Origin of the sequence: Erythrobacter alti (assembly GCF_037996805.1) — a bacterium.
GTDB lineage: Bacteria > Pseudomonadota > Alphaproteobacteria > Sphingomonadales > Sphingomonadaceae > Alteraurantiacibacter > Alteraurantiacibacter alti.
Map to the genome: position 1 here is coordinate 1 of NZ_JBBNAX010000009.1, position 23,337 is coordinate 23,337.

Annotated in this window: 18 protein-coding genes and 1 pseudogene; 12 read left to right on the forward strand and 7 right to left on the reverse strand. The window is 57.3% G+C overall.

Annotated elements, in window-relative coordinates; all coding sequences use genetic code 11:
• Positions 1–2,148, reverse strand: a 2,148-nt coding sequence (locus tag AAC850_RS11825) for a beta strand repeat-containing protein (protein ID WP_340588965.1), incomplete at its 3' end; no start/stop codon positions are given.
• A gap of 570 nt (positions 2,149–2,718) precedes the next feature.
• Here AAC850_RS11825 and AAC850_RS11830 point away from each other — a divergent pair.
• From AAC850_RS11830 to AAC850_RS11845, 4 genes are all read left to right on the forward strand, one after another.
• Positions 2,719–3,225 carry a Csu type fimbrial protein gene (locus AAC850_RS11830; protein WP_340588966.1) on the forward strand — a complete coding sequence of 169 codons (507 nt, stop codon included), beginning with the start codon at positions 2,719–2,721 and terminating at the stop codon, positions 3,223–3,225.
• A gap of 85 nt (positions 3,226–3,310) precedes the next feature.
• Positions 3,311–4,006 carry a fimbrial biogenesis chaperone gene (locus AAC850_RS11835; RefSeq protein WP_340588967.1) on the forward strand — a complete coding sequence of 232 codons (696 nt, stop codon included), beginning with the start codon at positions 3,311–3,313 and terminating at the stop codon, positions 4,004–4,006.
• A complete protein-coding gene (locus tag AAC850_RS11840) occupies positions 3,978–6,539 on the forward strand; it encodes a fimbria/pilus outer membrane usher protein (protein ID WP_340588968.1) in 2,562 nt (853 codons plus the stop codon). The genes AAC850_RS11835 and AAC850_RS11840 overlap by 29 nt, the downstream gene beginning before the upstream one ends.
• Before the next feature lie 167 nt (positions 6,540–6,706).
• Positions 6,707–8,125, forward strand: coding sequence for an amidohydrolase family protein (locus AAC850_RS11845; protein ID WP_340588969.1), 1,419 nt, complete (start codon positions 6,707–6,709; stop codon positions 8,123–8,125).
• A gap of 237 nt (positions 8,126–8,362) precedes the next feature.
• Here the strand turns inward: AAC850_RS11845 and AAC850_RS11850 are convergent, their stop codons facing one another.
• The 3 genes from AAC850_RS11850 to AAC850_RS11860 all read right to left on the reverse strand — a co-directional run bounded on the left by AAC850_RS11850 (position 8,363) and on the right by AAC850_RS11860 (position 11,710).
• Entirely contained in the window at positions 8,363–9,508 is a 1,146-nt protein-coding gene (locus AAC850_RS11850; protein ID WP_340588970.1) for a porin family protein, read from the reverse strand.
• Positions 9,509–9,742: 234 nt separating this feature from the next.
• Positions 9,743–10,741 carry a HupA family protein gene (locus AAC850_RS11855; protein WP_340588971.1) on the reverse strand — a complete coding sequence of 333 codons (999 nt, stop codon included), beginning with the start codon at positions 10,739–10,741 and terminating at the stop codon, positions 9,743–9,745.
• An 18-nt stretch (positions 10,742–10,759) separates the two neighbouring features.
• Positions 10,760–11,710: a hypothetical protein gene (locus AAC850_RS11860; protein ID WP_340588972.1), complete on the reverse strand. Its 951-nt coding sequence runs from the start codon at positions 11,708–11,710 to the stop codon at positions 10,760–10,762.
• 200 nt (positions 11,711–11,910) lie between these two features.
• Here AAC850_RS11860 and AAC850_RS11865 point away from each other — a divergent pair, with 200 nt between their 5' ends.
• Positions 11,911–13,527 (forward strand): winged helix-turn-helix domain-containing protein, encoded by a 1,617-nt coding sequence (locus AAC850_RS11865; protein WP_340589137.1) that lies wholly within the window; start codon positions 11,911–11,913, stop codon positions 13,525–13,527.
• A 4-nt stretch (positions 13,528–13,531) separates the two neighbouring features.
• Here AAC850_RS11865 and AAC850_RS11870 read toward each other — a convergent pair whose 3' ends face one another.
• From AAC850_RS11870 to AAC850_RS11880, 3 genes are all read right to left on the reverse strand, one after another.
• Positions 13,532–15,571: a TonB-dependent receptor gene (locus AAC850_RS11870; protein WP_340588973.1), complete on the reverse strand. Its 2,040-nt coding sequence runs from the start codon at positions 15,569–15,571 to the stop codon at positions 13,532–13,534.
• A 391-nt stretch (positions 15,572–15,962) separates the two neighbouring features.
• Entirely contained in the window at positions 15,963–17,687 is a 1,725-nt protein-coding gene (locus AAC850_RS11875; RefSeq protein WP_340588974.1) for a winged helix-turn-helix domain-containing protein, read from the reverse strand.
• A gap of 147 nt (positions 17,688–17,834) precedes the next feature.
• Positions 17,835–17,984, reverse strand: a complete 150-nt coding sequence (locus AAC850_RS11880) for a hypothetical protein (protein WP_340588975.1) — start codon at positions 17,982–17,984, stop codon at positions 17,835–17,837.
• Here AAC850_RS11880 and AAC850_RS11885 point away from each other — a divergent pair.
• From AAC850_RS11885 to AAC850_RS11910, 7 genes and pseudogenes are all read left to right on the forward strand, one after another.
• Positions 17,965–18,444, forward strand: a complete 480-nt coding sequence (locus tag AAC850_RS11885; protein WP_340588976.1) for a YybH family protein — start codon at positions 17,965–17,967, stop codon at positions 18,442–18,444. The two genes, AAC850_RS11880 and AAC850_RS11885, sit on opposite strands and share 20 nt — an antisense overlap.
• 79 nt (positions 18,445–18,523) lie before the next feature.
• Entirely contained in the window at positions 18,524–19,480 is a 957-nt protein-coding gene (locus AAC850_RS11890; protein WP_340588977.1) for a sulfotransferase domain-containing protein, read from the forward strand.
• 44 nt (positions 19,481–19,524) lie between these two features.
• The gene (locus AAC850_RS11895) at positions 19,525–20,751 is read left to right on the forward strand and encodes a divalent metal cation transporter (RefSeq protein ID WP_340588978.1); all 1,227 of its coding nucleotides are present in this window, start codon (positions 19,525–19,527) and stop codon (positions 20,749–20,751) included.
• A gap of 16 nt (positions 20,752–20,767) precedes the next feature.
• Positions 20,768–21,415 carry a dioxygenase family protein gene (locus AAC850_RS11900; protein ID WP_340588979.1) on the forward strand — a complete coding sequence of 216 codons (648 nt, stop codon included), beginning with the start codon at positions 20,768–20,770 and terminating at the stop codon, positions 21,413–21,415.
• Positions 21,415–22,908: an SMP-30/gluconolactonase/LRE family protein gene (locus AAC850_RS11905; RefSeq protein ID WP_340588980.1), complete on the forward strand. Its 1,494-nt coding sequence runs from the start codon at positions 21,415–21,417 to the stop codon at positions 22,906–22,908. The genes AAC850_RS11900 and AAC850_RS11905 overlap by 1 nt, the downstream gene beginning before the upstream one ends.
• Before the next feature lie 12 nt (positions 22,909–22,920).
• Positions 22,921–23,064: pseudogene (locus tag AAC850_RS14000) on the forward strand (GFA family protein); the annotation flags it as partial.
• Positions 23,065–23,089: 25 nt separating this feature from the next.
• Positions 23,090–23,332 carry a GFA family protein gene (locus AAC850_RS11910; protein WP_479691106.1) on the forward strand — a complete coding sequence of 81 codons (243 nt, stop codon included), beginning with the start codon at positions 23,090–23,092 and terminating at the stop codon, positions 23,330–23,332.
• The last annotated feature ends 5 nt before the right edge of the window (positions 23,333–23,337 follow it).

Consider the following 23,337-nt stretch of genomic DNA (forward strand, 5'->3'; position numbering starts at 1 on the left):
GCCGAACATCATGTCATTGCCCGAGCCGCCATCGATAATGTCATGGCCATCATTGCCGAAAATCGTGTCGTCGCCGCTGCCACCGTCGAGATAATCGTCACCGCCATTGCCCATCAGCGTGTCCGCGCCATCTCTCCCTTCAAGTCTGTTGTCGGAAGAATTGCCAATCAGATTGTCGTTGAATTGCGAGCCAGCTACTCCGTCTACGCCGTTGAAGATGTCATTGCCTCGATCGCCGACGGACTGACTTCCAAAGATGTTGAGATCGACGGTTACCGCGATGCCGCTGTCATCGTACAGCGCTACGACGTTTGTACCCTGGGCATTCAGAGTATCGTTGCCAATGCCGCCGCGTAGGTATGTTATTCCCCCAGTCGCGAAACTGTCACCGCCACGTAGAGTGTCGTCTCCGGCGCCGCCGTCCAAAATGTTATTGCCACCGCTTACATCGACAAGACTATCGTTCCCGTCTCCTCCGAATAGCAGGTCGTTACCCGCTCCGCCGGAAAGCAAATCGTTGCCGTCCAGGCCGTAAAGATCGTCGTCACCCTCCCCGCCCTGGATGTCGTCGTTGGTGGCACCTCCGGTCAGCTTATCGTTGCCCAGATAGCCATATATCGCCGTATGGTTGCCGAGGCCGGAACCGCCAGCCAAGATCAGGTTTGTGCCAACGGTGATATCGTCGTCACCGACGCTTCCATTGATGACCTCAATGTGTTCGATGTTCTGGATCGTTCCGCCACCAACAACAATTGTGCCGCCGCTATTGAGAACTGTCGAAAAATCGACTGTTACGCCATTGGCTCCAGCCGCAGCGAAATTAAAATCCGCCGTATCGAAATTCGAACCGCCGTTGAAATTGTCACCATAACCGCCCGATAGGTAATCATCACCTGCTCCACCTTCGAGCGTATCGACAGAGCTGCCGCTCCCGTTTTCGTCGCCGCTGAACAGGCGATCGTTTCCGTCCATACCCTGCATTATGTCGGCACCCGCGCCGCCCTTTAGGTCGTTGTTACCAACTCCGCCGACGAGCAGATCGTCGCCATCGTTCCCTTCAATAGCACCGTTGCCAAATACAGTGATCTCATCGTCGAAATCTGTCCCACGGACTGTTATGAATTCGATATCGGTAATTGTGCCGCCTTGGACGACCGCTGTTCCGCCACCCGCGAGCAGCGAGAAATCCAATATCAAACCCGAGGCTGCACCAAGGTAGCTGATGTACAGATTGTCGCCATTGGTACCGGCTTCCTCGTCACCGCCATCAATATTGTCCCCAATGCTAGCGTAGATCGAGTCATTGCCGGCACCCCCGTCTATCGTGTCGACATCGGTATCGAAATGCCAGAATGCCACGGTTCCGCCTGTGATCAGGTCCCTTCCGTTGCGGCCAAAAATCGTGTCTGAGCCTTCGCCGCCGATGAGAATTTCAGCCGTTGAGCCGTTACCCAACGTTGCCCCGCCAGTGATCGTGTCATCACCAGTGCCGCCATCGATAGTGTTACTGGAATTGGATCCTACATTGGCAGTCACAGTAATAATGTCATTGCCGGCATCGCCATACAAAGAGCCGCCGCCTTCAATCGTGTCGTCGCCTTCACCGCCGGCGTAAAAGCCGTAGCCTCCGATCAAAGTATCGTTTCCTGCTCCTCCAAGAATATTAGCATAGTCCGCAGACGAGCGAAAAATATCGTCTCCATTGCCCCCAATGAAATCGGTAGGTGTGCTGAGCACCGTGATGTCGATGTCGTCGCCGAAATCGCTCCCTATAATCGAGCGAACTGCTTCAACGTTGGCAATGACTCCGCCAGCAATCGTGTCCGTACCGGTGCTGAAAAGCGTAGTAAAATCGGCGGTGACTCCGGCAACGGCACCCCTCCAATTGAAGTCAATCGTATCGAAATCTGCTCCGCCATCGGCGTTGTCGCCAAAGCCTATGATGAGCACATCGTCCCCGTTACCACCGTTAAGGGTATCAACCTCTGTGCCGTCATCCTGGTTCGTTGATCCGTTCGCATCAGAGGCGATGACGTCATCACCATCGAGTCCATTGAGGGTATCAGCGCCTCCGAGCCCTTCAATCGTGTCCGCATCGTTCGTGCCGTCGATTGTTTCTCCCGCATTAGTGCCGCTAAAATTACCCATCAAACGCCCCCTCATTTATCAATTTTTGAAAATTCCGACCGTCTCGATTAAAATAAATTTACATCTCTTTGTCAAATTCGTGCCCAAAATCAGTCAGGTTCCTGACAGTCAACATCGATTTGTGATGCCCCTATTTCGACCGCAGCGTGAAGTGCTATTTGAATATTACCAAAGGCAATCCTCAATTGGATCTTCCGCAGCTCAATTCATTTTATGACGCTTCCACCGAACACGGCACCTGCCACCAGCGGACATTGGGCTAGCCGCCTAAAGCGTGCGGAGCGCGATCACTGCCAACCGTGTGTTAGTGGTAAAAGCGGAGGAAGGACGCGAACCCCTGACACGCTGACAGTGACCAACAGAGGTTCGTCAATGCGTTTCCACGTGCATGCTCTTCAGCCAAGGGTCTTAGGAGCAACGAATTTGCGCAGCACCAAAAATGCAAAAATTGTTAAGCTTGTTTCTTGCCTAGAGTGTTAACCCTTAGCCTTGCGTCGATGTTATGAGTTGGTGTGCGACTAGCGTGGAATGCTTGGGGCGTTTCGCCTCGCAATCCAGGAAACGCACGTCATGAACAATACTCGTAGCTATGCCGTCGCCTTGGCCGCAGTCCCTATCGTTCTGCTGGCGCAGCCGGCCGCCGCCCAAGACAGCACTTCCGGCACCATGCCGGTCTCCGCAACTGTGCTAGAAAATTGCACTGTCGTCTCGTCTGCAATGGCCTTCGGACCGATCACCGATGTCGGTGCATCTAACGTAGATTCTACTGCGACGCTCACGCTCACTTGCACCGCGAACGCCAGTTATGAAATTCAGCTGGACGATGGTGTTAACGCGGATTCCGGCCAGCGTCGTCTTGCGAATGCAGGAAATGATCAATTCCTCAATTATGATATCTATCAAAACCTCGCCCGCAGCACACGGTGGGGCGACGACCTCGGTATCGACACGGTCAGCGGTTCTGCCAACGTTCTGGGCATCTCGACGGTGACCGCTTACGGTCGCATTCCCCAAGGGGTCGCCAAGGTCCCTGCGGGCCTTTACGCCGATACGATCACGGTTACGGTTAACTTCTAACGCGGATTAAACGTTTTTTCGGACATCGCCATTAGGAGCGGTGGGTGTGATGAAGCACTCGCCGCTCCTTTTGTTTTGCGCCATCATGGTAGCAGCCTGCTTGCCCGCAGATGCACGTTCGCAGGCTGCCACGCCACGCGCCAACATGAATGTTACACCGCTCAGCCTCAGCCTGCCATCTGGGCAGTCTGCCACGCAAATGCTCGTGCGCAACCAGGGTGAAGACCGGCTCGCTATTCAGCTTCGCGTATTCGAATGGACGCAGGTCGATGGCGAAGATCATTATGCCGAAGCCGAGGATATCATAGTCTCGCCGTCCATTGTCCGTATCGAGCCTGGCCAGGCTCAATCGTTCCACGTCCTGTCACGCAGCGAACATCAAGCGGGCCGCGAGGGCCGATATCGCGTTGTCATAGATGAACTTCCCGGAACCACCGTCGCAAGGTCGGGCACAGCACAGACGCGGCTACGGCTGACACTTCCCCTGTTTACAGGCAGCGATACGGTCGCCCCAGCCAGTCCGCAATTTGTTGTGCAACCGGGCAAACTTCTGATCGGCAACAGCGGCGGCCGCGTGCTGCGACTGACAAATCTTGAGGTCAATGCCGCAGGCCAGCCTGTCGATCTGGGCGCAGAAGCAGCGCTGCAATATGTATTCAGCAACAGCTGGGTGAGCATCCCGTTGCCGATCGATACCGCCTGCTCCGATGCCGTTGTAAGCGTGTCTGCGCTGGCTGCCGATGAGCCGATCGATGCGATCGCGCACCAAGACTGCTCTTAAGGCAGCTACGGGTCTAGCGACAGTTGCCCTTGCGTTTCAGTCGTTAAAGGCAAGCGCCCAGAACGATCCGTTCGCCCTGCCCCCTCAGACAGCACAGGGTTGTGAGGCACATTTCTGCCGAAACACTTCTTCGTCGCAAGATCCCACCGCTGACCGGGATCGAGGCACCTATTATGCCGATGTCGTCATCAACGGAGAGCGCCAGGATCGCATCGTAGCCATGCGCGGCGTTGGCAACGAATTGGCCATCGCCAGCGGCTTTGCCCTGTCGGCAGGCATAGTGCGAACATTGCCCGATACCGAATTTGTCAGACTGTCTTCCGTCGAAGGCCTGACGCATAGCTTCGATACGCGAAGCTACATCTTGTCGATCGAAATGCCGCTTTATTCGAATGGCGCCAACCTTGTCTCTTTCGCGGGCGCGCGACCAAGAGCGGTAACAGCGATCTCAGATCTCACTGCGCTAATCGTCGATTACGACCTTTCAGCCCAGCTTGATGGGGACGGTGCCCACCTGAGCGGATTGGTTGCACCGCGGCTGGTGAGGGGCAATGTCGCGCTGGAGGCTAGTGCACGCTTCGACACGAGCGGAGGCCGCGAATCACGCGGAGTCACAAGACTCGAAACTGCGCTGACAATCCGCGAGCCAGCAGAAACGTTGTCAGCCACATTGGGCGACTTCATCAGTCAGGCCCCAAACGGCGCGCGCGCCGTGCGAATGGGTGGCATCAGAATTGGCACTGACTTCGATTTACGCCCAGACATTGTGACACAACCGTTGCCCGATTTTGTTGATAGCGTAGCCGTCCCGACAAGTCTGGACGTGCTGGTAAACGATCGGCGAGTGGGGAGCGCACAGATCCAATCGGGTGAGTTCACGGTCCGAGACATTCCAGTTCCGGTTGGCCGTAGTGAAGTAGGCGTCGTGGTGCGCGACGCGCTTGGGCGGGAAACCATCAGGACGGTGAATTTCTATTCGTCACGCGCCTTGCTGGCCCCGGAGTTGCGAGAAGCAGCGCTGAATGTTGGCGCGGTGCGCAGGAATTACGGGCGTGCAAGTAATGACTACGGTCCACTCGCTGTAAGCAGCATGTATCGGCAAGGCCTGACGTCACGCCTGACCGCGGGGGTCATGGTCGAATTGGGAGGCCGCGTTAGCACCGCCGGTGTGACGGGAGATCTGGTCATAGGCGACCAAGGCATCTTGTCTGTCGTTATGCGTGCCAGTCGAGCGAACTATTTCTCTACGGGCGAGCAAGGCGGAACACTTGTTGAGATCGGATATGAAAGCGTTGGCCGCGAGCTCTCTTATTCAGTGCAATACCGCACTGTGTCGCCCTATTTCGCGGACATTGCCAGTGCTAATGGCGATGCACCGCCGCCATCGCTTATCGCGGCCAATATCGGCTTCGACTTGCGTGATTACGGCAAGGTTCGCTTATCGGCAATTCAGCAGGAACGGCGCAACGCATCGCAGCCGACAGACCCTGCACAGGTCACTCGCCTGATCTCTGCCAACTATCGTCACCGTGTCAGGCGGGGGATAAACCTCTCGCTCGATGCAAGCTATCGCAGCGATCGCCGCGGTCACGATGGACTGTCCTTCTTGGTGGGCCTTTCGATGTCGCTGGGCGGTTCACGGTTTGGTCAAGTCAGCTACTCGCATTCTTCGGGACATGGATATTTGCAGGGCGGATATTACGATCCTGATATTGAACCGCTCGACACCGGATACTCGCTCGTTGCGGGGCTCGGTTCTACACATCGGGTAGCGGCATCGGTATCTCGACGCGAACATTGGGCGCGAATGGAGGTGCAAGCCGAAGTCGTCGGAAGCGATTTGGCAATGCGCGCCGGAATGCGCGGTTCTCTGATTGTTGCCGATGGAGAAGTCTTTGCGTCAGAGGGCGGTAGCGACACCTACATCTTGGCCGATGCCAACGGCATCAACGATCTTGAAATCCAGCGCGAAAATCGACCAGCAGGCACCACTGGCCGCGGCGGAAGCCTGCTCATCGGGCAAGTGCCTGGATATAATGAGATCAAGATTGGCTTTGATCCAGCTCGCCTGCCAACTGACGTTTCAGCCGGTAGTATCGAAGAATATGTCACCGCGGCACCGCGATCGGTCGCGCGGGTGCAACTAGACGTCACGCGATATATCCCGAGGATCATTGCTTTGGTCGATCCCAGGGGCGAGCGCTTCCCCCCAGGAACGGTGGCAATCGCGATGCCATCGCGGTCAGAATATATTGTTGGCCTCGACGGAAGACTGGAACTGAATGCCGCGCTTGATGATGCCAGTCTCGAAATTATTGAGCCGAGCGGCGAGATATGCCGCGCGGAGTTGATCGAGAGCGTGACCACAGAACGCGGACACGAAATGCTGCGCTGCTTTATCCGCTCGCGAACCTATGCATTTGACCCCAGCGAAGCATCGAGCGCGATAGCCAGTCCCAAGAACCGAAAGTGTCGCAAACGCGCGAGCACGACGCAAGCTTGCCGTCGGTCGCTTTCCTTCGGAAGATGGTGACGGAGAAGAGACTTAAACCCGCGACACGCGGATTATGATTGAAAATGAAACGATAGATAGGCGCGTCCCATCGTAAGCGATGAATTTGCTCACGTCAGACCTGACTTCCAAGCCTATTTGCCACGTGCCTTCACTTGCTGCAATGTATGGCAAACAAAGGGATACCCGTGAGCATATTTAAATTCACCGCATTAGCTTTCGCAGCGATATTCTCCGCCCCTTCGATCGTGGAAGCCCAAGTGAGGATCACGAATGTCTCGGTTCTCAACGTCGAGAACGGAGAATTTTTACCTAACCGCACAGTTATGATTGTGGACGGTGTGATCGCCGATGTCTCGATGTCCGATGAGGAACCACCAAGCGCGGACGCACAGGTTATCGATGGGACCGGCAAATTCCTCATACCGGGTCTCATCGACATGCACGTTCATACCGATCGTTCAGGACTGCCGCTGTTTTTGGAATACGGTGTCACCACAGTCCGCGATATGGGCACCCATTTTGCGCCATTGGAGGCCGGATCTGGCGGTCAGCTGCAAATGCGTTCCGACGTGGCCAGCGGACTCGTGGCAGGCCCGGAATTGTTCCTCTCATTGCGTATTCTTGATGGAATTGAGCGCAACCGATGGCTCATGCACTTTGCGCATGCCGACACTCCCGAAGAAGGAGCAGCATTGGTCGATCAGGTTGCCGATGCGGGCGGAGATTTCATTAAAATCTACACCGACCTCGACCCGGATGTGTTTAACGCGATTGCCACCAGAGCGCGCGCAAGAAATCTGCCGATGGTCGGTCATGTCCCCGGACGTGTAGGCTATGCGAAAGCGGCAGAAATGGGCCTAACCACCGCCGAGCACCTGCGCGGATTCTTCATCGATGCGTCCAACGAGGAAGACCGCTGGCGCGACATATACGAATTGGCAGCACTAAGCGGAGACGCTTCACAAACATACGCCTTGGTCAACGGTCGCCTATTGGAGATTGCGGAAACTTACGACTACGAAAAGGCAGCGGCACTATTCAGTCTGCTCCGAGACAACCGGGTTGGAATCGTTCCGACTCTCGTAGTGCTGGACGATCCCCGCTGGCAATATCCCTCCGCTCAACCAGATCCGGCCCTCGTGGCGCGGCTAAGCGAGATTTATGGCAATATCGTCACGCCATCCGACGACCCGCGAGGGCCTTTTGCGAGCGTGGCTGACGGGCTCGCGGTTCATGTCAGGCAGCGCCAATTAGTTGGCGATATGCACCGCGCAGGAGTCGCCATACTTGTCGGGACTGACGCCTCAAATCCATTTGTATTGCCCGGTATCTCGCTGCACGAGGAGCTGGCACAGCTGGTGCGTGCCGGTCTGACAAATGCAGAGGTGTTGCGGGCAGCAACTATTACCAATGCGCGGTACCTTGACGCTGATGACCGCATCGGGTCAATCGCAGTTGGTAAAGAAGCTGACCTCGTTTTGTTGCGCTCAAACCCGTTGATTGACATCGCAGCCACGAGAGACATCGACGCCGTATTGGTCGATGGTGAGATCGTGCAAATCAATAGTGATGGTGCGCAAGACCGTCAGAGCGCTCCGCAGTAGCGTAGCGCTCGAAAACAGATCGACTAAGTTTGATAGCGAGAAGGGGCTTAAATCCCCGACAGGCGGATTGAGAGTCCTCTATTCGACACAATCTGCTCTCTAAGCTTTTGTCCGCTTTCCACCCCAATTGTCGCCATTGCGGTGGCGTTTGGTCGATCCAGAATGCAGTCGTCGTCAGGAATTGGTCTTGTGAACGGAATTGGGCCGCATCCGGACGGTAAGGTCGGAAGCGGGTTCCTAAAATGCTCTAGAAACACCTAATTCCATTCGCGTCCTCCGATAGTCGAAAATTTCAACGGTGCTTGTATTTCTTTCAAGCGTCCCGCGGATAAATGGTGCAAATGTGCCGATGCGGAAATTTCGAAATGTTGCTCCAAGACTGGCTCGATAAAGGCGGTCAGACCGCCTTTCAGGAAACAGTGCTAGTCGTTCGTCCGCTCTTACTCGCCCGAAACTTGCAGTTGCGATTAGCGTGATTGGCCCCGCTTCTCGGTAGGCCGAGAGCATGGCAATTCCTGCCCAAGTTGAATACGCTGGATCGCGCGACGATTGGCGATCAACTGAAACCGTCACTCCGATGCCCGCGCGGCTTGATAGAGCGCGCTCGTAGCCAAGTGAAACTGAGTAGGTAATTCCATCCTGCAACGCGTTGAAGTGGTTGGAATTGAAGAGCACGCTTGCCGCCCCGCGTATTTGCGCTTCGCGTCCGAGCGGATGGAAGTAGTTCAGATTGAGCGTGACGGCGCTCGAGTATGGGGCTCCGCCGAACCAGCGCCATAAACCGCCGGCCTCGACCGAAAATCGATCTGCACCAATGCGAAGCTCGGGGCCGAGCGTTGCCGCGAGGGCCAGATCGTTGAAGTCCTTTTCGCGATAAAGATCGGCTGAACCGGAAACACGGCTGAACAAGTTTACCTGATCATTCATCGGAAAGCGCGCAAATGCCTGCGCGCGGATTGCCAGTCCGACGCCAGATCGCTCTCTCGCGTCTTCGTTGAGCGTGAAGTCGCCAAATATCGTACCGAGCGAGTCTGAGCGTGTAGCGCGGTTGATATTGCTGTCAGGTGCCAGGGCTATGTCGAAGCTGGCGCCGATAGGTCTTTGTGCGCGCAAGGCAGCCGAATAGTGATCAACTATGCGCGCCACTTCGGGTGGCAATCCTCCAGCCTGTGCTTCGCGCAATGCGCGGCGTGCTCCCGCTTCGTCTCCCATCAAATCTAGCACTTGGGCCAATTCCAGACGAACCCGCTGTGCGTCGGGGATCTCATCGAGGATCGAGCGCAACAAGACCGCCGCTTCGGAGTAGCGCCCTGCCAACATGTTCAGTCCTGCGAGGCGGAACCGCGCTTCGCTGCGAATTTCGAGCGACGGGTCATCAGACAAGGCGCGATACGCGGTTTCGGCGGTAGCGAGATCGCCGTTATGCTGCGCTTCTTCGGCCAGCAGGAGAAGTTGACCTGCATCCAGTCTGACCTCCTGTCTTTCTTGGGCTTTATCAGCAGATGCAACCGCAGGAACTGATTGGGACATTGTCGCCAGCACCCATGAAACACCTAGGCAGGCATGGGCAAGCTGGCGACGAGACAATCCAAAGTGAGGCGCGGATCGCATTTTTCATCACCGCCCTGCTTGGGCACCGTCCTGCCGGCGGGCAATCCATGCCCCGATCGCCTGATGTGACTGACCGTTGATCATCAAAGGAAGAGCCCAGGAACCGATGGCTTCCTGGGCGGCCGGCCCGGTAAAGAGCCCATTGAAATGGTTGAAGCCGGTCAGACCGGTTATGAATTGGCCTGAAAAGGAATTGGTGCCCGATGTCAGAGTCATTGGCGACGTCGTGAAATTTCCCACCAAGCGCGATTGCATTCCATCCGGCACGTAAAGTTCAAGCGATCCTGTTAACAAGCTTCGAGCAAAATCGACGTTGAGTGTCGAATAGCCGTCTATCCCGCCAAAATAATAGCCGCCATAAAGATTGTCGAAATAGGTGATATCGACTTGGCCCGATGTGACGCCTCGATACGTCGCGCTGCCAGTGACCGGAATTGACGAGGTCGGAGTTGGCGAGCCAAACGCGAGATATCCAGTCAAGCCACTATTTGCATCGCTCCAACTGGCCAGCTCCGAATATTGAAACCCAAGATCGGCGCTGCGCCGGGTTATGAAAGTTGCATGATTTTGTGAAGCGGACGCAGTCTGGAAGAAATTGTTGTCGCGGGTCGGATCGAGCAGTCCCTTGTAGTGAATTAGCCGGTCATAAGCGGCACCCGGCAGCCGCACCTCATAATAGCCCGCCGCGTTGTACCGAATACTGGGCTGGCGGGTGGGCTCGATCGAGACATCTATCAGCCGCGTATTTTGTTCGATAGCCGAATAGCCATCGCCAGCATTTGTCGTACTGACACCAATCCCGGCGTATTGCTGGGGCGACGGATTGGCGAAAATCGTGACTGGCACATTCGGCGGAGCGGGAGTGGGAGCAGGAGTTGGTGTGGGGCGAGGCGCCGCAATTGGATCCGGCGCGAAAGCGATCCCGCTGTTCCCTCCACCACAGGCGGAAAGACCAAAGCATACCAACCCGGCAATCGATTTTGCCATGTTTGCGCGGAACAACATGATATTTTCCTCCCTGTGCTAGTTCCTTCGGGCGATCCAAACGCCCGCCATGGTGCCGATTTCAGTAGTATTGGGATAAACGAACGGAGCCTGCCAATTCGCCATCAGTTCCGTCCCCTGCGGCCCGGTGAATCTACCCCGGAAGAATGATTCCGCATTGGAACCAGGCGCAGCAAAAGAACCGGAGAAACTGGTACTGCCCGTCGAATAGACCGTGTCTCGAAACGCATAGGTCCCTAGCGGCGTGCCATTGACACCAATCGCAATCCTGGGCCTCATTTCACCGCTCAAGGTTCCCGCCGCAAAATTGAAGGCGAGATCGACAGAACCAAAGACGTCAAGGCTCGGTCCCACGCCACCAGTCGGCGATAGCCTGCCGTTTGTGAGCCCCCGAATGTCGCCCGAGTAGCTTGCCGTACCAGTGATGGGCACGTCGTTCGCCGAAGTTGGAATCCCGTAGGCAAGGACACGCTTGTGCTCGCCAAACGAAGCAGACTGATACTCGCTCCCGAAACTTGTGTAGGTGAAGCGCGATGATTGGGGCCAATCGAGTGAAAAGGATTTGCTGTTGAATTGAGAGCTGCCGTCAACTGATATGTACCCACGGGTCCGCTCGATGTTGGTCCAGCCGTTGGAATTGTAAGTGCCGTCGGCGGTAAGCGGAACATAGGTTCCACCATCAACCCGATAGGTTCCGTCGGTCGCCGAATACGTTATCCGAACGACATCTTCCTCTGACCAAATGGAGCCCCAGCCGTCAGTGCTGACACTGGCAGTAATGAACGGCGCCGAACTCTGCAGGCCAATTGGTCCAGCCGGAATAGGAGGAGCGGCAGCACTTCCCATCGGTGGGGTCGGCGATGGAGGAGGCGTACTGGCGATACCACCGCCGCTTCCTCCACCGCAGGCTGCCAGCAGCCCACAAACCGATCCTGCAAGGAAGAACTTGCGAATTTGCGATCTTTTCATTGGTGCCTCCATCTACCAGTATTCAGCGGCGAGACGGACCCCGTCGCGGTGGAATGCCAACCGGACTTTTTCTTTGCGAAAATGGACGTGCGAAATAGGCTGACGATGCTGAGAAATAGGCCTATTTTGGGCGTCGATGTCACAATCTGTATCCCGGTAGTCTTCCGAGAGTATCGGGTATTCAGCCGGAACAGTTAATGATGGAGCGACGATGTTTGGCTGATGATTTGCCGACGACTGGCCCGAAAGAGCGCGATTGCCTCGATCTTGCACACCGTGGAGACATTGTGCTTGGGCGCACCACTATCCGCCCATCAATCCGGACAATCGAGGGTCCCGAAGGCGCCGCAAAATGCGAGCCGCGCGCAATGCAGGTCCTTTTGGCACTTATCGACGGGCACGGTTCGGTATTGGCGAGGGACGATCTGATCGAGCTGTGCTGGGACGGGAGGATTGTTGGCGATGACGCGATAAACCGAGCAGTGGCTGCGATCCGCCGCACGGGTGCGGAGACGGGCGCGGATTTCACGATCGAAACGATTCCGCGTATCGGCTATCGACTCACCTGGGCCGATTCGCAATCTGGCGAACCGCCCGGGCTCGCAGGTGTCGAGCCGCGAGATGATCTTGACGGTGCTGGAAGCGGTCTGTCTCGTCGAGCAATGCTAGCCGGTTCGATCTCCACCGCAGCCATATTAGGAGCCACTGCTTGGGGATATTTCTTCTTGCAGGAACGAGCCGACTATCTTGCAAGGATTGGCTTGGCGCGGCGCCTTCTCAACACCCAAGATGGCATTGTGAGGGCTCAGCAGTCGCTTGAAGAACTGGCCGAAAGCTACCCCGACCGCCCCGAGGCCTGGGGGCTGCTGGCTTACGCCAGATATAAAGCGGCCGAAATGGTGCCTTTCCAGGAAACGGGTGCCATGGTGAGTTCTAGCGAGGAAGCCGCCGAACGTGCGCTTTCCCTGGATGCCGAGCAGAGCGATGCCTTGCTCGCCATCGCCATGCTCAGATTCAGCTTTGCAGACTGGAAGGAAACCGAAGACAGGGTCCGACAAGTCATCGACATTGCACCAGACAATGTAGAGGCTATCGAATTTCTTGTCGTCCTGCTTCAATGTGTCGGTCGATGCGAGGAATCGAGCCAATGGCTCAATCGCGCAATCGCAATCCGGCCGATGCAACCTTCGCTACTTTTCAAAAAAGCCCTCAAGCATTGGATATTCGGGCGAGTGGCAGACGCAGATCGGGTGATTGATGGAGCCCTGAACCTCTGGCCGCGAAACGAATGGGTATGGAACACGCGATTAATGATTTACGCGTTTACCGGGCGTCCCCGTGCGGCAATCACGATGCTTGAGGATAGAGAAAACCGGCCCGCATCGATGTTGTTGAGCACGGCGAGTGTTTGGCGAACTGCCTTAATAGCGCTCGATAGTGGCTTGGCTGATGACATTGCCAAGGCCCGCGACGCAATATTGCAGTCCGCGCCTCATGGACCAGCCAATGCAGGTCAGGGCGTCATGCTCTTGTCGTCGCTTGGCGAACTGGATGCAGCCTATGAAATCGCCAACGGTCTTCTTCTCGCCCGTGGCAGGAGTGTCGGGTCCATACAGGCAAGCATCGACCCACGACTAATTAACAGCCAAAGCTGGCGCAGGACCCAATGGCTTTTCATTCCGGCAACCGAGAACCTGCGCGGAGACGATCGTTTCAGTGATCTTTGCCGGGACCTTGGGTTGCTCGATTATTGGCGGATGGTGCAGGTGTGGCCGGATGACATCGTCATCGGGTCCTTGAAAACTGAAGTCGCCTGATCGATCAAAACCGAGCCTCGATGCCAGCCCCGACTTCTCGAGGATCACCTGCAGTTGCGCTCATCAGGTCAGCAAAGCGATAGGTGAGGTAGAACTCGTCGAGCAGGTTGCGAACATATCCGAATGCAGTGATGCCGCCCCAAGTCCACGATGCTCTCGCGTCCAGGGTGGTGGATCCGTCAATGCGACGCGCGGCAGTTTCTAGATCGTCACTGAAATAGCTACTGTTGTGTCGAACCTGTGCGGAAAGCGTAAAATGCTCGGAAGGCGCCCAAACCAACGAACCCGAGCCACTGAAATGCGGGGACCGCTGAAACCGCTTGCCTAGGGTCAGGTCAGTTGGATCGATGGTTTCTGTCGTCCGCGTGTCGAGGATGCCGATTGCACCTCGTATTTGAAGCCGCCTTGATGGTCGCCAGTCCACAGCGAACTCGCCACCCATTGACCAGGCGCGGGGCGCGTTGCCGACACTTGCTATTGTGGTAACTTGACCGCCGGGGAGAACTACCGGAATGGCGGTGGGGCGCTGGGCATCGGTCAATTCGTATCGAAAGACATTGGCCGAAGCGGCCAGACTGTTATCGATCAACTGCAGGCGGCCGAAAATCTCGAAATCCCAGAGATATTCAGCGTCGAACGTCTCAACCTGTCCAATTGCCGCATTGATGTTTATACCACCTGGGTTGGACGCGCGCTGAATCATTGATCCAACACGCAGTTCCGATGTTACGTCCCAAGCGAGTGAGACTTTTGGCAACCAAGCCGTGAATGTTCTATCATATTCAACGGGAAGGCTGAGAACATTTCCCGTTAGCGCCCCAAGCCGGACCTGTCCGTCATATTGGTAACGCAATCCCGCAATCAAAGTGAACGACGTGTCTAGTGGATAACTAACCTCGCCGAAAAGCCCGAGGCTAATCTGCGTATCTGAAAACACACCGGCTCCGCGAACCAGGGGAAACGCGGCAAGGTTGATGATCTGCTCAAGGCTCGACCGCGTGAAGTTCGTTCCCCCTGTCAGCGTCAGTCCGTCGCTCGATCGCCAAGTGATGACTGGCTCGACCGAGAAGTCCCTGGAGTAGATGGCAGCCTCCCCCAACCCCTCCGGGGCATAGCGTTGAACGTCAGCTACGCCGAAGCTGGAAATCACGCGCAATTCGAGACCGTCCGAGGGCTGGTACGAGATTTCGCTTGTCAGGGAATCCACGCTTATCTCGAATATGCCATAAATCGCGTTTGGATCGAGGCGATCTTCGAAAGGCTGTTTGATCCCTTCGATTTGAGGCATGCGGGAGAATCCGTGCGAATAGGTCAAGCCAATGCGAGTTTCCGGAAGGCTGGACGGCTCCACCAGCATCTTGGCGCGCACAAAATAAAATTCATCGATGTTGGGGTCGATACCAACTACCGCACTGACGATCTCGCTAGATGTTCGACTGCGTTGCCAATCTCCGCTAATTCGAAATGCGATTGTATCGTCTAAGAGCGGACCAGAAATCAAACCTGAGGTGTGCCGTTTGTCGTAATTTCCTGCGACAACCCGGGCTCGTCCCTGCCAATCGAAGGTGGGTTCATTGGTTTCGACATGGATCGCGCCGCCAATTGAATTACGCCCTTGCGAAGTCGATTGCGGGCTACGGAAAACTTCGAAGCGTTCAACGTCCCAAATCGAATTCATGCCGAACGCAAGCTCGTAATAAGTGAGGGTTCTACCATCGACCCGGATTGTGACACGCGGGCGCGAACCAGAAAGAAAGGCTGGAAGATCACGCACGACCCCCGTGGAATCTTGACCTCTGATTGATGGCCCTTCTCCGCCTGATCCTAGTTGGATATTGGGGATATGCGAGAGTAGTTGTTCAACCCTATCGGGGCTGGCTAATTCGTCGATTGCCTCGCGGTCCTGGACGACAGCGCTGGAAGCCGTCTCTTTGATGGTACGCGAAACGCGCTCGCCCGTTACGACAATTTCTGGCCGTTCCTGATCTTGATAAATTGCGGCTGGCTCGGCTGGGACCGAAGCCAGTATCAACACCTCAATCATTGGCAGATATTATCACAGTCTGCCAATGAGATCGCGAACTAATTGCATCGATTAGGAACGCCTAATCCAGCTGCTGCAAGCGGTGGAGGTCAACTGGTCGACGCTCACGCTTTCATTTGGTGCGTCTCCTCCTGCGAACACTCATGCTTAATAAGGGTGAATGATGGCAATAGCGCCTGCCTCTTTGCAACAACTCACGACTGGCGCTCGTTACCATCAGGCGCGACGTTGGTGGTTCCATCCCGAATCTCGCTTATGGCGGCTCTTAGACTGGAGCTAATAGCTGAGAATCGTGCAAATTTGAGGGCGCAAAGCGGTCTTTCGAAGGAGACTAATTGCGTTGTGACTGCCTCCACCGCCACTTGCCCAAGCACTTGTCTTTCGGAAGAATTCAGTCGCTCAGGCAGCGAGCGAATTTGGCGAATTGTCGGTCAGCTGACATGCCGGGCGCGCCGGGATATCTGGCGCCCATGACGGCGCCCTGATAGCGCGCAAGCGTGATTTGCGGATCAATGCGGCGGGCCTCGTTGACATTGGCTACAGCAGCGCGCGGCCTGTCCTCCATGCATTCGCTGAATGCGAGGCCATAGTAGAAGTGGGCGTAATTGGGGTTCCGGTCGATCGCTTCGACCATCGCCTCACGTGCGGCCGCATATTCACCCTGGGAGTTGTGACAGCTTGAGCGGAACCACGCCCACAAGCTGTAGCGCCGCTCTCGCGGCGCGCGCGTTTCCGATTGCCGCAGGAGCGCCAGACCATCCTCCGCATCGCCAAGGTAACAGGTCGCCAGGCCAAGCACTGCCGCGGTGTGCGCTTCGTTGGGATTGATCTCCAGCGCCCTGGACAACAGCCTTCGCGCGGTCGGCAAATCTCCATCGATATAGATCGCCAATTGCCCTGCCACAGCAAGGATTTCCGGATCGCCGGGATCGGACCCGCGCAGCGAAGCAATCAGTTGGCGCGCTTCGACAAGGTCCTGTTCGCGGTTCACCGAATACCTGCTTGTGGCGTTGAGGACGAGCTGGGTCGCAAGCAGGGTCTGCGCGGCACGGCTATCCGGATCGATCTCCAGCGCACGTCGCGCCAGATCGACTATCCGCAAGGCAGGCTCGCGGCCGTAGCGATAGCGCTCATCCTCTGCCTTTTGGACCAGTTCGTACACGTTGAGGTCAAAGGTATCGCGTTTGCGCACGCGCGCGATTTCCGATGCTTCGATTTCCGATAGCACGGCGGTAGCGATTTCTTGCACAGCCTGATCCTGCAGTTCGAAGAAATCGCCGATGGGGCGAGTAAACCGCTTGGACCAGATCTGCGTTTGGCTTTCGGTGTCGATCAGGTCGATACGGAGCAGGAAATTGTCTCCCTGTTCGCTGAGCGAGCCGGAAACGAGGTAGCGCGCACCGAGTTCGGCCACCCTTGAATCGGCCGATGTCAGTATATCTCTGGTGGAACTGTACGGCGTGATCCGCATATCCGGTACGCGCGAGAGGCGCGAAATGATGTCACGCGTCATGCCCTCGGCCAGAAATGTTCTTTCCGTCGACCGGCTGTCGTTTTCGATCGGGAGTATCGCCAACGAGACACGCGGGTCCTGCATCGCGGTCCCTGCATCCGATGCCCCGAGGCTGTCACCGCGCAGGATAGCCAGGGAAAACAGCGCGAGGACAGCGAAAACCGCCGCGATTGCCACTGCGTATCGGATACCCGCCTTACGCCCCGTTTCGGCGAGGGGATCGAAGGTCTCAGCTTGCGCAGTGGCAAGGTCCTGCGGCGCAGCTAGGGCGGATTCTATCGTTGCATCGAGACGGTATCCGAGTTTGCGAATGGTCGCGATGCGGTCTTCGAGCTGGTGATCGTCTGCCAGTGTCTTGCGCAACAGCGATATCAGCCTGCTGAGGCTTTCGTCGCCTCCTTCGCCGTGGGGCCAGAGCCGTTCGATAAGCTCGCTGCGCTGCATGAGCTGTCCGGGAAATTCCGCGAGCGTGGCCAAAAGGGCCATGACCTTGGGCTCGACCATGCTGGTTGCGTGCGGGCTGGACAGGCGCATGGCTGCCGGCTCGACAAGTACACCGTCGAGCGTGAAAGCCTCCAGCGAAAATTCAGACCGGCTCGCCAATTTCCAAACATGTCCCCCCTGCCCGCTCCTTAGCACTTTCGCGCAGTCCTCCAAGGAATTTCAATCCGCAGGGACAGAGAAATTTGACCTGCGTAAAAGACGGATTTGCGTGAAATCATCCTGCAAAAACAAGCCATAAGAAAACCATCAGATGACGATCAGGACAAGTCGCGTGGCTTGTGGGACTATGGCTTCGATCAGATAACCGTGGAGGGGGGTCACGATGATCAATGCACGGTCACGCACCGTGAAAATGGGGGGCAGGAGCGGCAGGCTGGTGGCGGTTTTGGTCGTCACGCTTGCTGCTCCGCTTGCCGCCTGTGGTTCGCCCGCCAGCGAGTCCGAGCGGGCCGACCAGTCGGCTATCGGAGAGGCAGTGATGGCCGATGTTGGTCAAACAGTCGCGGCGTACAACGCCCGGGATGCCGAGCGTGCAGTGCGGAGCACCGCGCCGGATTTTGTCCAAATCGCGCATGGTCAACCCAATGCCGATCAACACGCAAACCTGGCCAACACAAGTTTGGCAGTGGCCGACCCTGCACTCGAGATGACCATCAATGACGAAGAAGTGGTCGTCACGCAGGCGGGCGATATGGCGATCTACTCCAGCCGCTATGCCTATACCCACACCGATCCGCAAACCGATGAGGCGGTCGTGGAGGAGGGCAACTGGTTGCTGATTTACCGGCGGCAACCCGACGGCACGATAAAAATCTATCGCGAAATCGTCTCTGCCCTGCCGGCAGAAGCGCAATGACGTGCCGGCACGTCACGATCGGCCATGCGCCGGATTCCGGCATTTGCCCGCAGCACAGTTCCATCGAAAGGTTTTCAGCATGACGAAACTACGTTCTCCCGAACATATCGTCGACAATTGGCATTGCGATACGCGGGTCTGGAACGATTTTGCCCTTCGTCCTGGCGACATAGTGGTGGTCACGCCGCCCAAATGCGGCACCACCTGGACGCAGCGCATCCTCGACATGTTGTTGCACCAGTCGATCGAACACAGACCCTTCACCATGACGCAGCCGTGGCTCGATGCCTATTTCGTGCCCAATGATCTCGCGATCCCTGCCTTGGAAGCCACCGAAGGTCCTCGCTCGCTGAAATCGCATGCGCCGCTTTCTGCGCTGCCGTTGCATGATGATGTGCTTTACATTCACGTTGCAAGGGATCCGCGCGATGCGGTCATGTCGTTCTTTGATCATACAAGCGCCTATTCGGCAAAGACGCTCAGTGAGCTGGATGAGCGGGGCATGGCCAACCCGGAGCTTGGAGCACCCTATCCGCGGGCGCCCCAAGAGCCGCAGGCGTTCTTCCGCCGCTGGATGCGAGACCCTGCCTATGCGCCATTCGATGACTACACATCGCGCGAGATGTTCGAGATGTCGCGAGGCTTCTGGGCCGAACGCAATCGCCCGAATGTCCTGTTGTTGCACTACAATGACCTCAAGGCGGACCGCGAGGGAGAGATGCGCCGGGTTGCACAATTCTGCGGTATCGAAACCCCCGAACCCCTTTGGACGCAAATGGTAGAGGCTGCGGGCTTTGATGCCATGAAGCGCGACAGCGAGGCGCTTCTGCCCAACCTCATGGAAGCCTTCGAAGGAGGTGCGCGCCGCTTCGTCAACAAGGGAACCAACAAGCGCTGGGAAGGCGTGCTGTCCGAGGAGGACCTCGAAGATTACCGCGCACTTATGGAGCAGGAACTAGAACCAGACCTTGCCGACTGGCTGGAACATGGCTGGCGGGATTCGGCACGCGAAGACCATGCAGTCAGCGGATCATAGCGGTGGCAACGGCAAATCCTGCATACGTCGCGCCACGACCCGGCATGTGGAAGCTTATCGGTCCGGCGCTGCTGTTTTCGGGTTGTGCAATCGGCACTTCACACCTCGTCCAGTCCACCCGTGCCGGGGCGGTCTACGGCCTGGCGCTGGTGGTTATCATCCTGCTCGTCAACCTGCTCAAATATCCGGCCTTCCGTTTTGGTGTCGACTATGGCCACGCGACCCATCGCTCGATCCTTGCCGGCTATCGCCACCTCGGGCGCTGGGCCGTGGTGCTGTTTGCGCTCGCGATCATACCGATAACGCCGATCATCCACGCCGCAGTCACCGCTGCCACGGCGGGTGTATTCATCGCAGTCACTGGCGTCGAACTGCCGGTAACAACTGTCGGGGCGGTATTGCTTCTGACCATTGGGGCGCTGCTATTGTTTGGAGGTTATGACTGGCTCGACAAGGTCAACAGGGTGCTGCTCGCCTTCCTGGTGGTCTCGACACTCGCAACTACCGTGCTGGTGCTGCCGCGCGTCGAATGGGGAACGCTTGCCGATGTGACATGGGTGGCAGACCCGGTCGCCATCCTGTTCGTCATCGCACTGGCCGGGTTCATGCCCAATCCGCTCGAAGTGTCGGTGTCGCAGTCCCTCTGGACCGCCAAGGTGGAGCGGAACCTGGGCGAGGGTAATGGCAGCCTCATCGCCGACGCTCGCAAGGCCTTTGCATCAGGCTATACGCTGACGGCCATTATGGCGGTCTGCTTCTGCATCATGGGCGCGGGTGTCATGCACTCGGCAAGCGTCGCGCCGGAAAGCAATGCGCCAGCCTTTGCCGCGCAAGTAATCGGGCTTTACCGCTCGGTGCTGGGCGAAAGCGCGGCAATGCTTGCCGCGATCGCAGCGCTGAGCGTGATGCTGACAACGGCGCTCGCTGCGGTTGATATTGGCAGCCGGATCGCCGCCTCGACCGTCCAGCACATCAGCGACCGGACCAATGATGCCGATTTCAACCGGTTCTACCGTTTTGCCGTGCCGGTGCTGGTGGTGCTCGACATACTCGTGCTGTTCACCTTGCTGTCCGATTTCACCACGCTGATGGATCTGGCGACGAGCCTCGCGTTCGTCGCCGCACCCATAATTGCCGTCTTGAACCATGTCGCCGTGACCGGCCCCACCATGCCGGTGGAATCGCAGCCGGAGCGGCCGATCCAATTGCTGAACATTGCTGCTATCGTCGTGATGACCGCCTTGAGCATCGCATTTTTCGCGCTTCGTTGAATGAGGAGATCCAGTCATGTCCAAAATTAATCATCGCCTGTCCCGCCGAGCCTTCACAGCCAGTAGTCTTTCCGCCGCAAGCCTGCTTTTTGCCGGTCGCTCACTGGCACAGGATCACGCTGTCTCGCCCACGCCCGAGCAGGCACTCGGTCCGTTTTACCCGAGCGGTTATGCGGGTGAGGACGATGCCGACCTGACCATGATCGATGGTCGCACCGAGCGTGCCTTAGGCGACGTTATCGAAGTGACCGGTCGCGTCCTAGACCGTCACGGCAATCCCATGAGCGGCGCCCGCATCGAACTGTGGCAAGCCAACGCGGCGGGTCGCTACGCCCATGCAAACGATATCAGTACAGGTGCACTCGATCCGAATTTCCAGGGCATGGCGCGCCTTGTCACCGGCAGTTCGGGCGAATGGCGGATCAGGACGATCAAGCCGCGTTTCTACGACACGCCGCTGGGCCTGCGCACACCGCATATCCATTTCGATGTGCAGGGAACCTCGCATCGCCTGATCACACAGATGTATTTCGATGATGAGGCCGATCAGAACTCGGGAGATTTCGTTTACGCCGGTCTGGGTGGCCAGGCACCGATGACAGTTGCGCGAACCGATGGCCCTGCTTCCTACCGCTGGGACATCGTTTTGATGGATGCGGTCTGATGCTGGGGGGTTCCTGTTACCGCAATGCTCTGGCCTCAACCTTGGCGGCGGCGGCGCTATCACTTGCATCCTCTCCAGCTATTGCCGAGGGGTCGGACAGGGATGCCGGGCAAGCGGGTGAAACATCCACGCAGCAATACTCACTCTTTCCGGCTGATCGCTCGCTGACTCATGCCGAGGATGGTGTGGTTCTGCCCGATGGGCGGCTGCTCGTAGGTGACTGGGACCACGGCCTCGTCACGCTGTCGCCTGACGGCTCAAAGCAGCCGTTCGGTGATTTTGCCGCAGCCGGTTTCCGGAGCAGGCCCGACGCGCTGTGGAACAGTCCGAACGGTATCTCGTGGGAGCCGGATATGCGTCACGTTCTGGTGGCGGATATCACCGGCGGACATATCTACCGGGTCGATACGATGACCGAACAGGTACGTCTGATCTACGATCATCCCTTCGGTGTGAATGCTGTCGTGCGCGACCCGTCAGGGGCAATATGGTTTACTCAATCCACCGAGAATGAGGCTGGCGAAGGTTCGGAATCGCGCATGTTCGCCGCGGCGGACAGGCCACTGTCCGATGGCGCGGTATGGCGTATCGCGGCTGATCAGTTGGACCGTGACGAACCGCGCGCGGTCAAGATGGTCGAAGGCCTCGATTTCGCCAATGGTATTGCATTCGACGCGGCGCGCGGACGGCTCTACGTCGCGGAAATCGTCAGGAGCAGGGTGCTGGGTTTCAGTGTCGATCCGGACAGTGGAGCGTTGGGCGACAGGCGCGTGCTCGTGGAATTGCCGACCCCGGATAACCTTGAACTGGATGACAATGGCGATTTGTGGATCGCCAGCCCGTTCGGCAATGCCGTCTTCGTGGTCGATCCCGATACCGGAACAGCCCGGACGGTCTTCGCACCAACACCACAGGCCAGTGCCGATATAGTGGCGGAGACGAACCGCCGCCTTGCAAATGGCGAATCCGTTCTGGAGTTGCTGACGCCGCAGATGTGGGGGCCGATGCCCGGCTTGCTGACCGGTGTTATCCTCGCTCCGGATGGTACGGTCTACGTGTCGGGGCTGGGCAACGCGCTGGTGAGGCTGGAGCAGGGCACGCCTGCCGGTTACGCGACCGGTGGATTTCAGGCCGAAATCGAGCAGGTGCTTCGCCACCGGACACATGCCGTGCTGGAGGCAATCCGCACAGGCGAGATTGCACAAGTCCTCGAACTGTACACAGACGATGCCGTGTATTCGCCATCATCCGACAGCCTGCTGACCGACGCTGCGGGAATCGCAGCGTTCTGGCAGGCGGTTGTCGAAAGCCCGGCCAGCACCGCCACGCTCGAAGTGGTCCGGATCGAATGGCTTGGGCCAGACGCGTTCCACGAACTCCAGCGATACGAAGTCTTCGACGGGGAAGGTGAGCGCATGTTCGGCGGATATGCTTCGCTCATTTGGCGCAAGGTTGGCGAGCGCTGGCTGATAGCCGCCGATGTATCCAATTGAAGGAGCAGGAAATTGACCAGTACTCAAAGCGGAACTTGCCATTGCGGCGAAGCGCATTTCTCATTCTCGGAGCAAGCTGAACTGACGTTCTTCTGTCATTGCGAAGATTGTCAGCGCATCTCGGGTGCCCCGTTTTCCGTCGAACTGATGGTGCCCGACAAGGGGCCAGACGCAGGGCGATCTGGCGACGTACACCGTTACCGGAGACTCCGGGAAACAGGTGCACCGCCGTTCCTGTGCGAATTGCGGGTCAGCACTGTTTCTCATCTGCGAGGCCGATCCCGGATTTGTTTTCATCAAGGCAGGCGCGCTGGATGACCAGTCCGCCGTCGCGCCGGAGATGCATATCTTCGTCTCAAACAAACAACCCTGGGTGAAGCTGGATGACGGCCTGCCGCAATTCGACCGGATGCCGCCCGAGTGATCGGG

Coding starts and splice junctions, on each gene's coding strand:
- AAC850_RS11830 (WP_340588966.1), top strand. CDS start 2,719: ATGAACAATACTCGTAGCTATGCCGTCGCCTTGGCCGCAGTCCCTATC.
- AAC850_RS11835 (WP_340588967.1), top strand. CDS start 3,311: ATGGTAGCAGCCTGCTTGCCCGCAGATGCACGTTCGCAGGCTGCCACG.
- AAC850_RS11840 (WP_340588968.1), top strand. CDS start 3,978: ATGCGATCGCGCACCAAGACTGCTCTTAAGGCAGCTACGGGTCTAGCG.
- AAC850_RS11855 (WP_340588971.1), bottom strand. CDS start 10,741: ATGTTGTTCCGCGCAAACATGGCAAAATCGATTGCCGGGTTGGTATGC.
- AAC850_RS11860 (WP_340588972.1), bottom strand. CDS start 11,710: ATGAAAAGATCGCAAATTCGCAAGTTCTTCCTTGCAGGATCGGTTTGT.
- AAC850_RS11865 (WP_340589137.1), top strand. CDS start 11,911: ATGGAGCGACGATGTTTGGCTGATGATTTGCCGACGACTGGCCCGAAA.
- AAC850_RS11870 (WP_340588973.1), bottom strand. CDS start 15,571: ATGATTGAGGTGTTGATACTGGCTTCGGTCCCAGCCGAGCCAGCCGCA.
- AAC850_RS11890 (WP_340588977.1), top strand. CDS start 18,524: ATGACGAAACTACGTTCTCCCGAACATATCGTCGACAATTGGCATTGC.
- AAC850_RS11895 (WP_340588978.1), top strand. CDS start 19,525: ATGTGGAAGCTTATCGGTCCGGCGCTGCTGTTTTCGGGTTGTGCAATC.
- AAC850_RS11900 (WP_340588979.1), top strand. CDS start 20,768: ATGTCCAAAATTAATCATCGCCTGTCCCGCCGAGCCTTCACAGCCAGT.
- AAC850_RS11905 (WP_340588980.1), top strand. CDS start 21,415: ATGCTGGGGGGTTCCTGTTACCGCAATGCTCTGGCCTCAACCTTGGCG.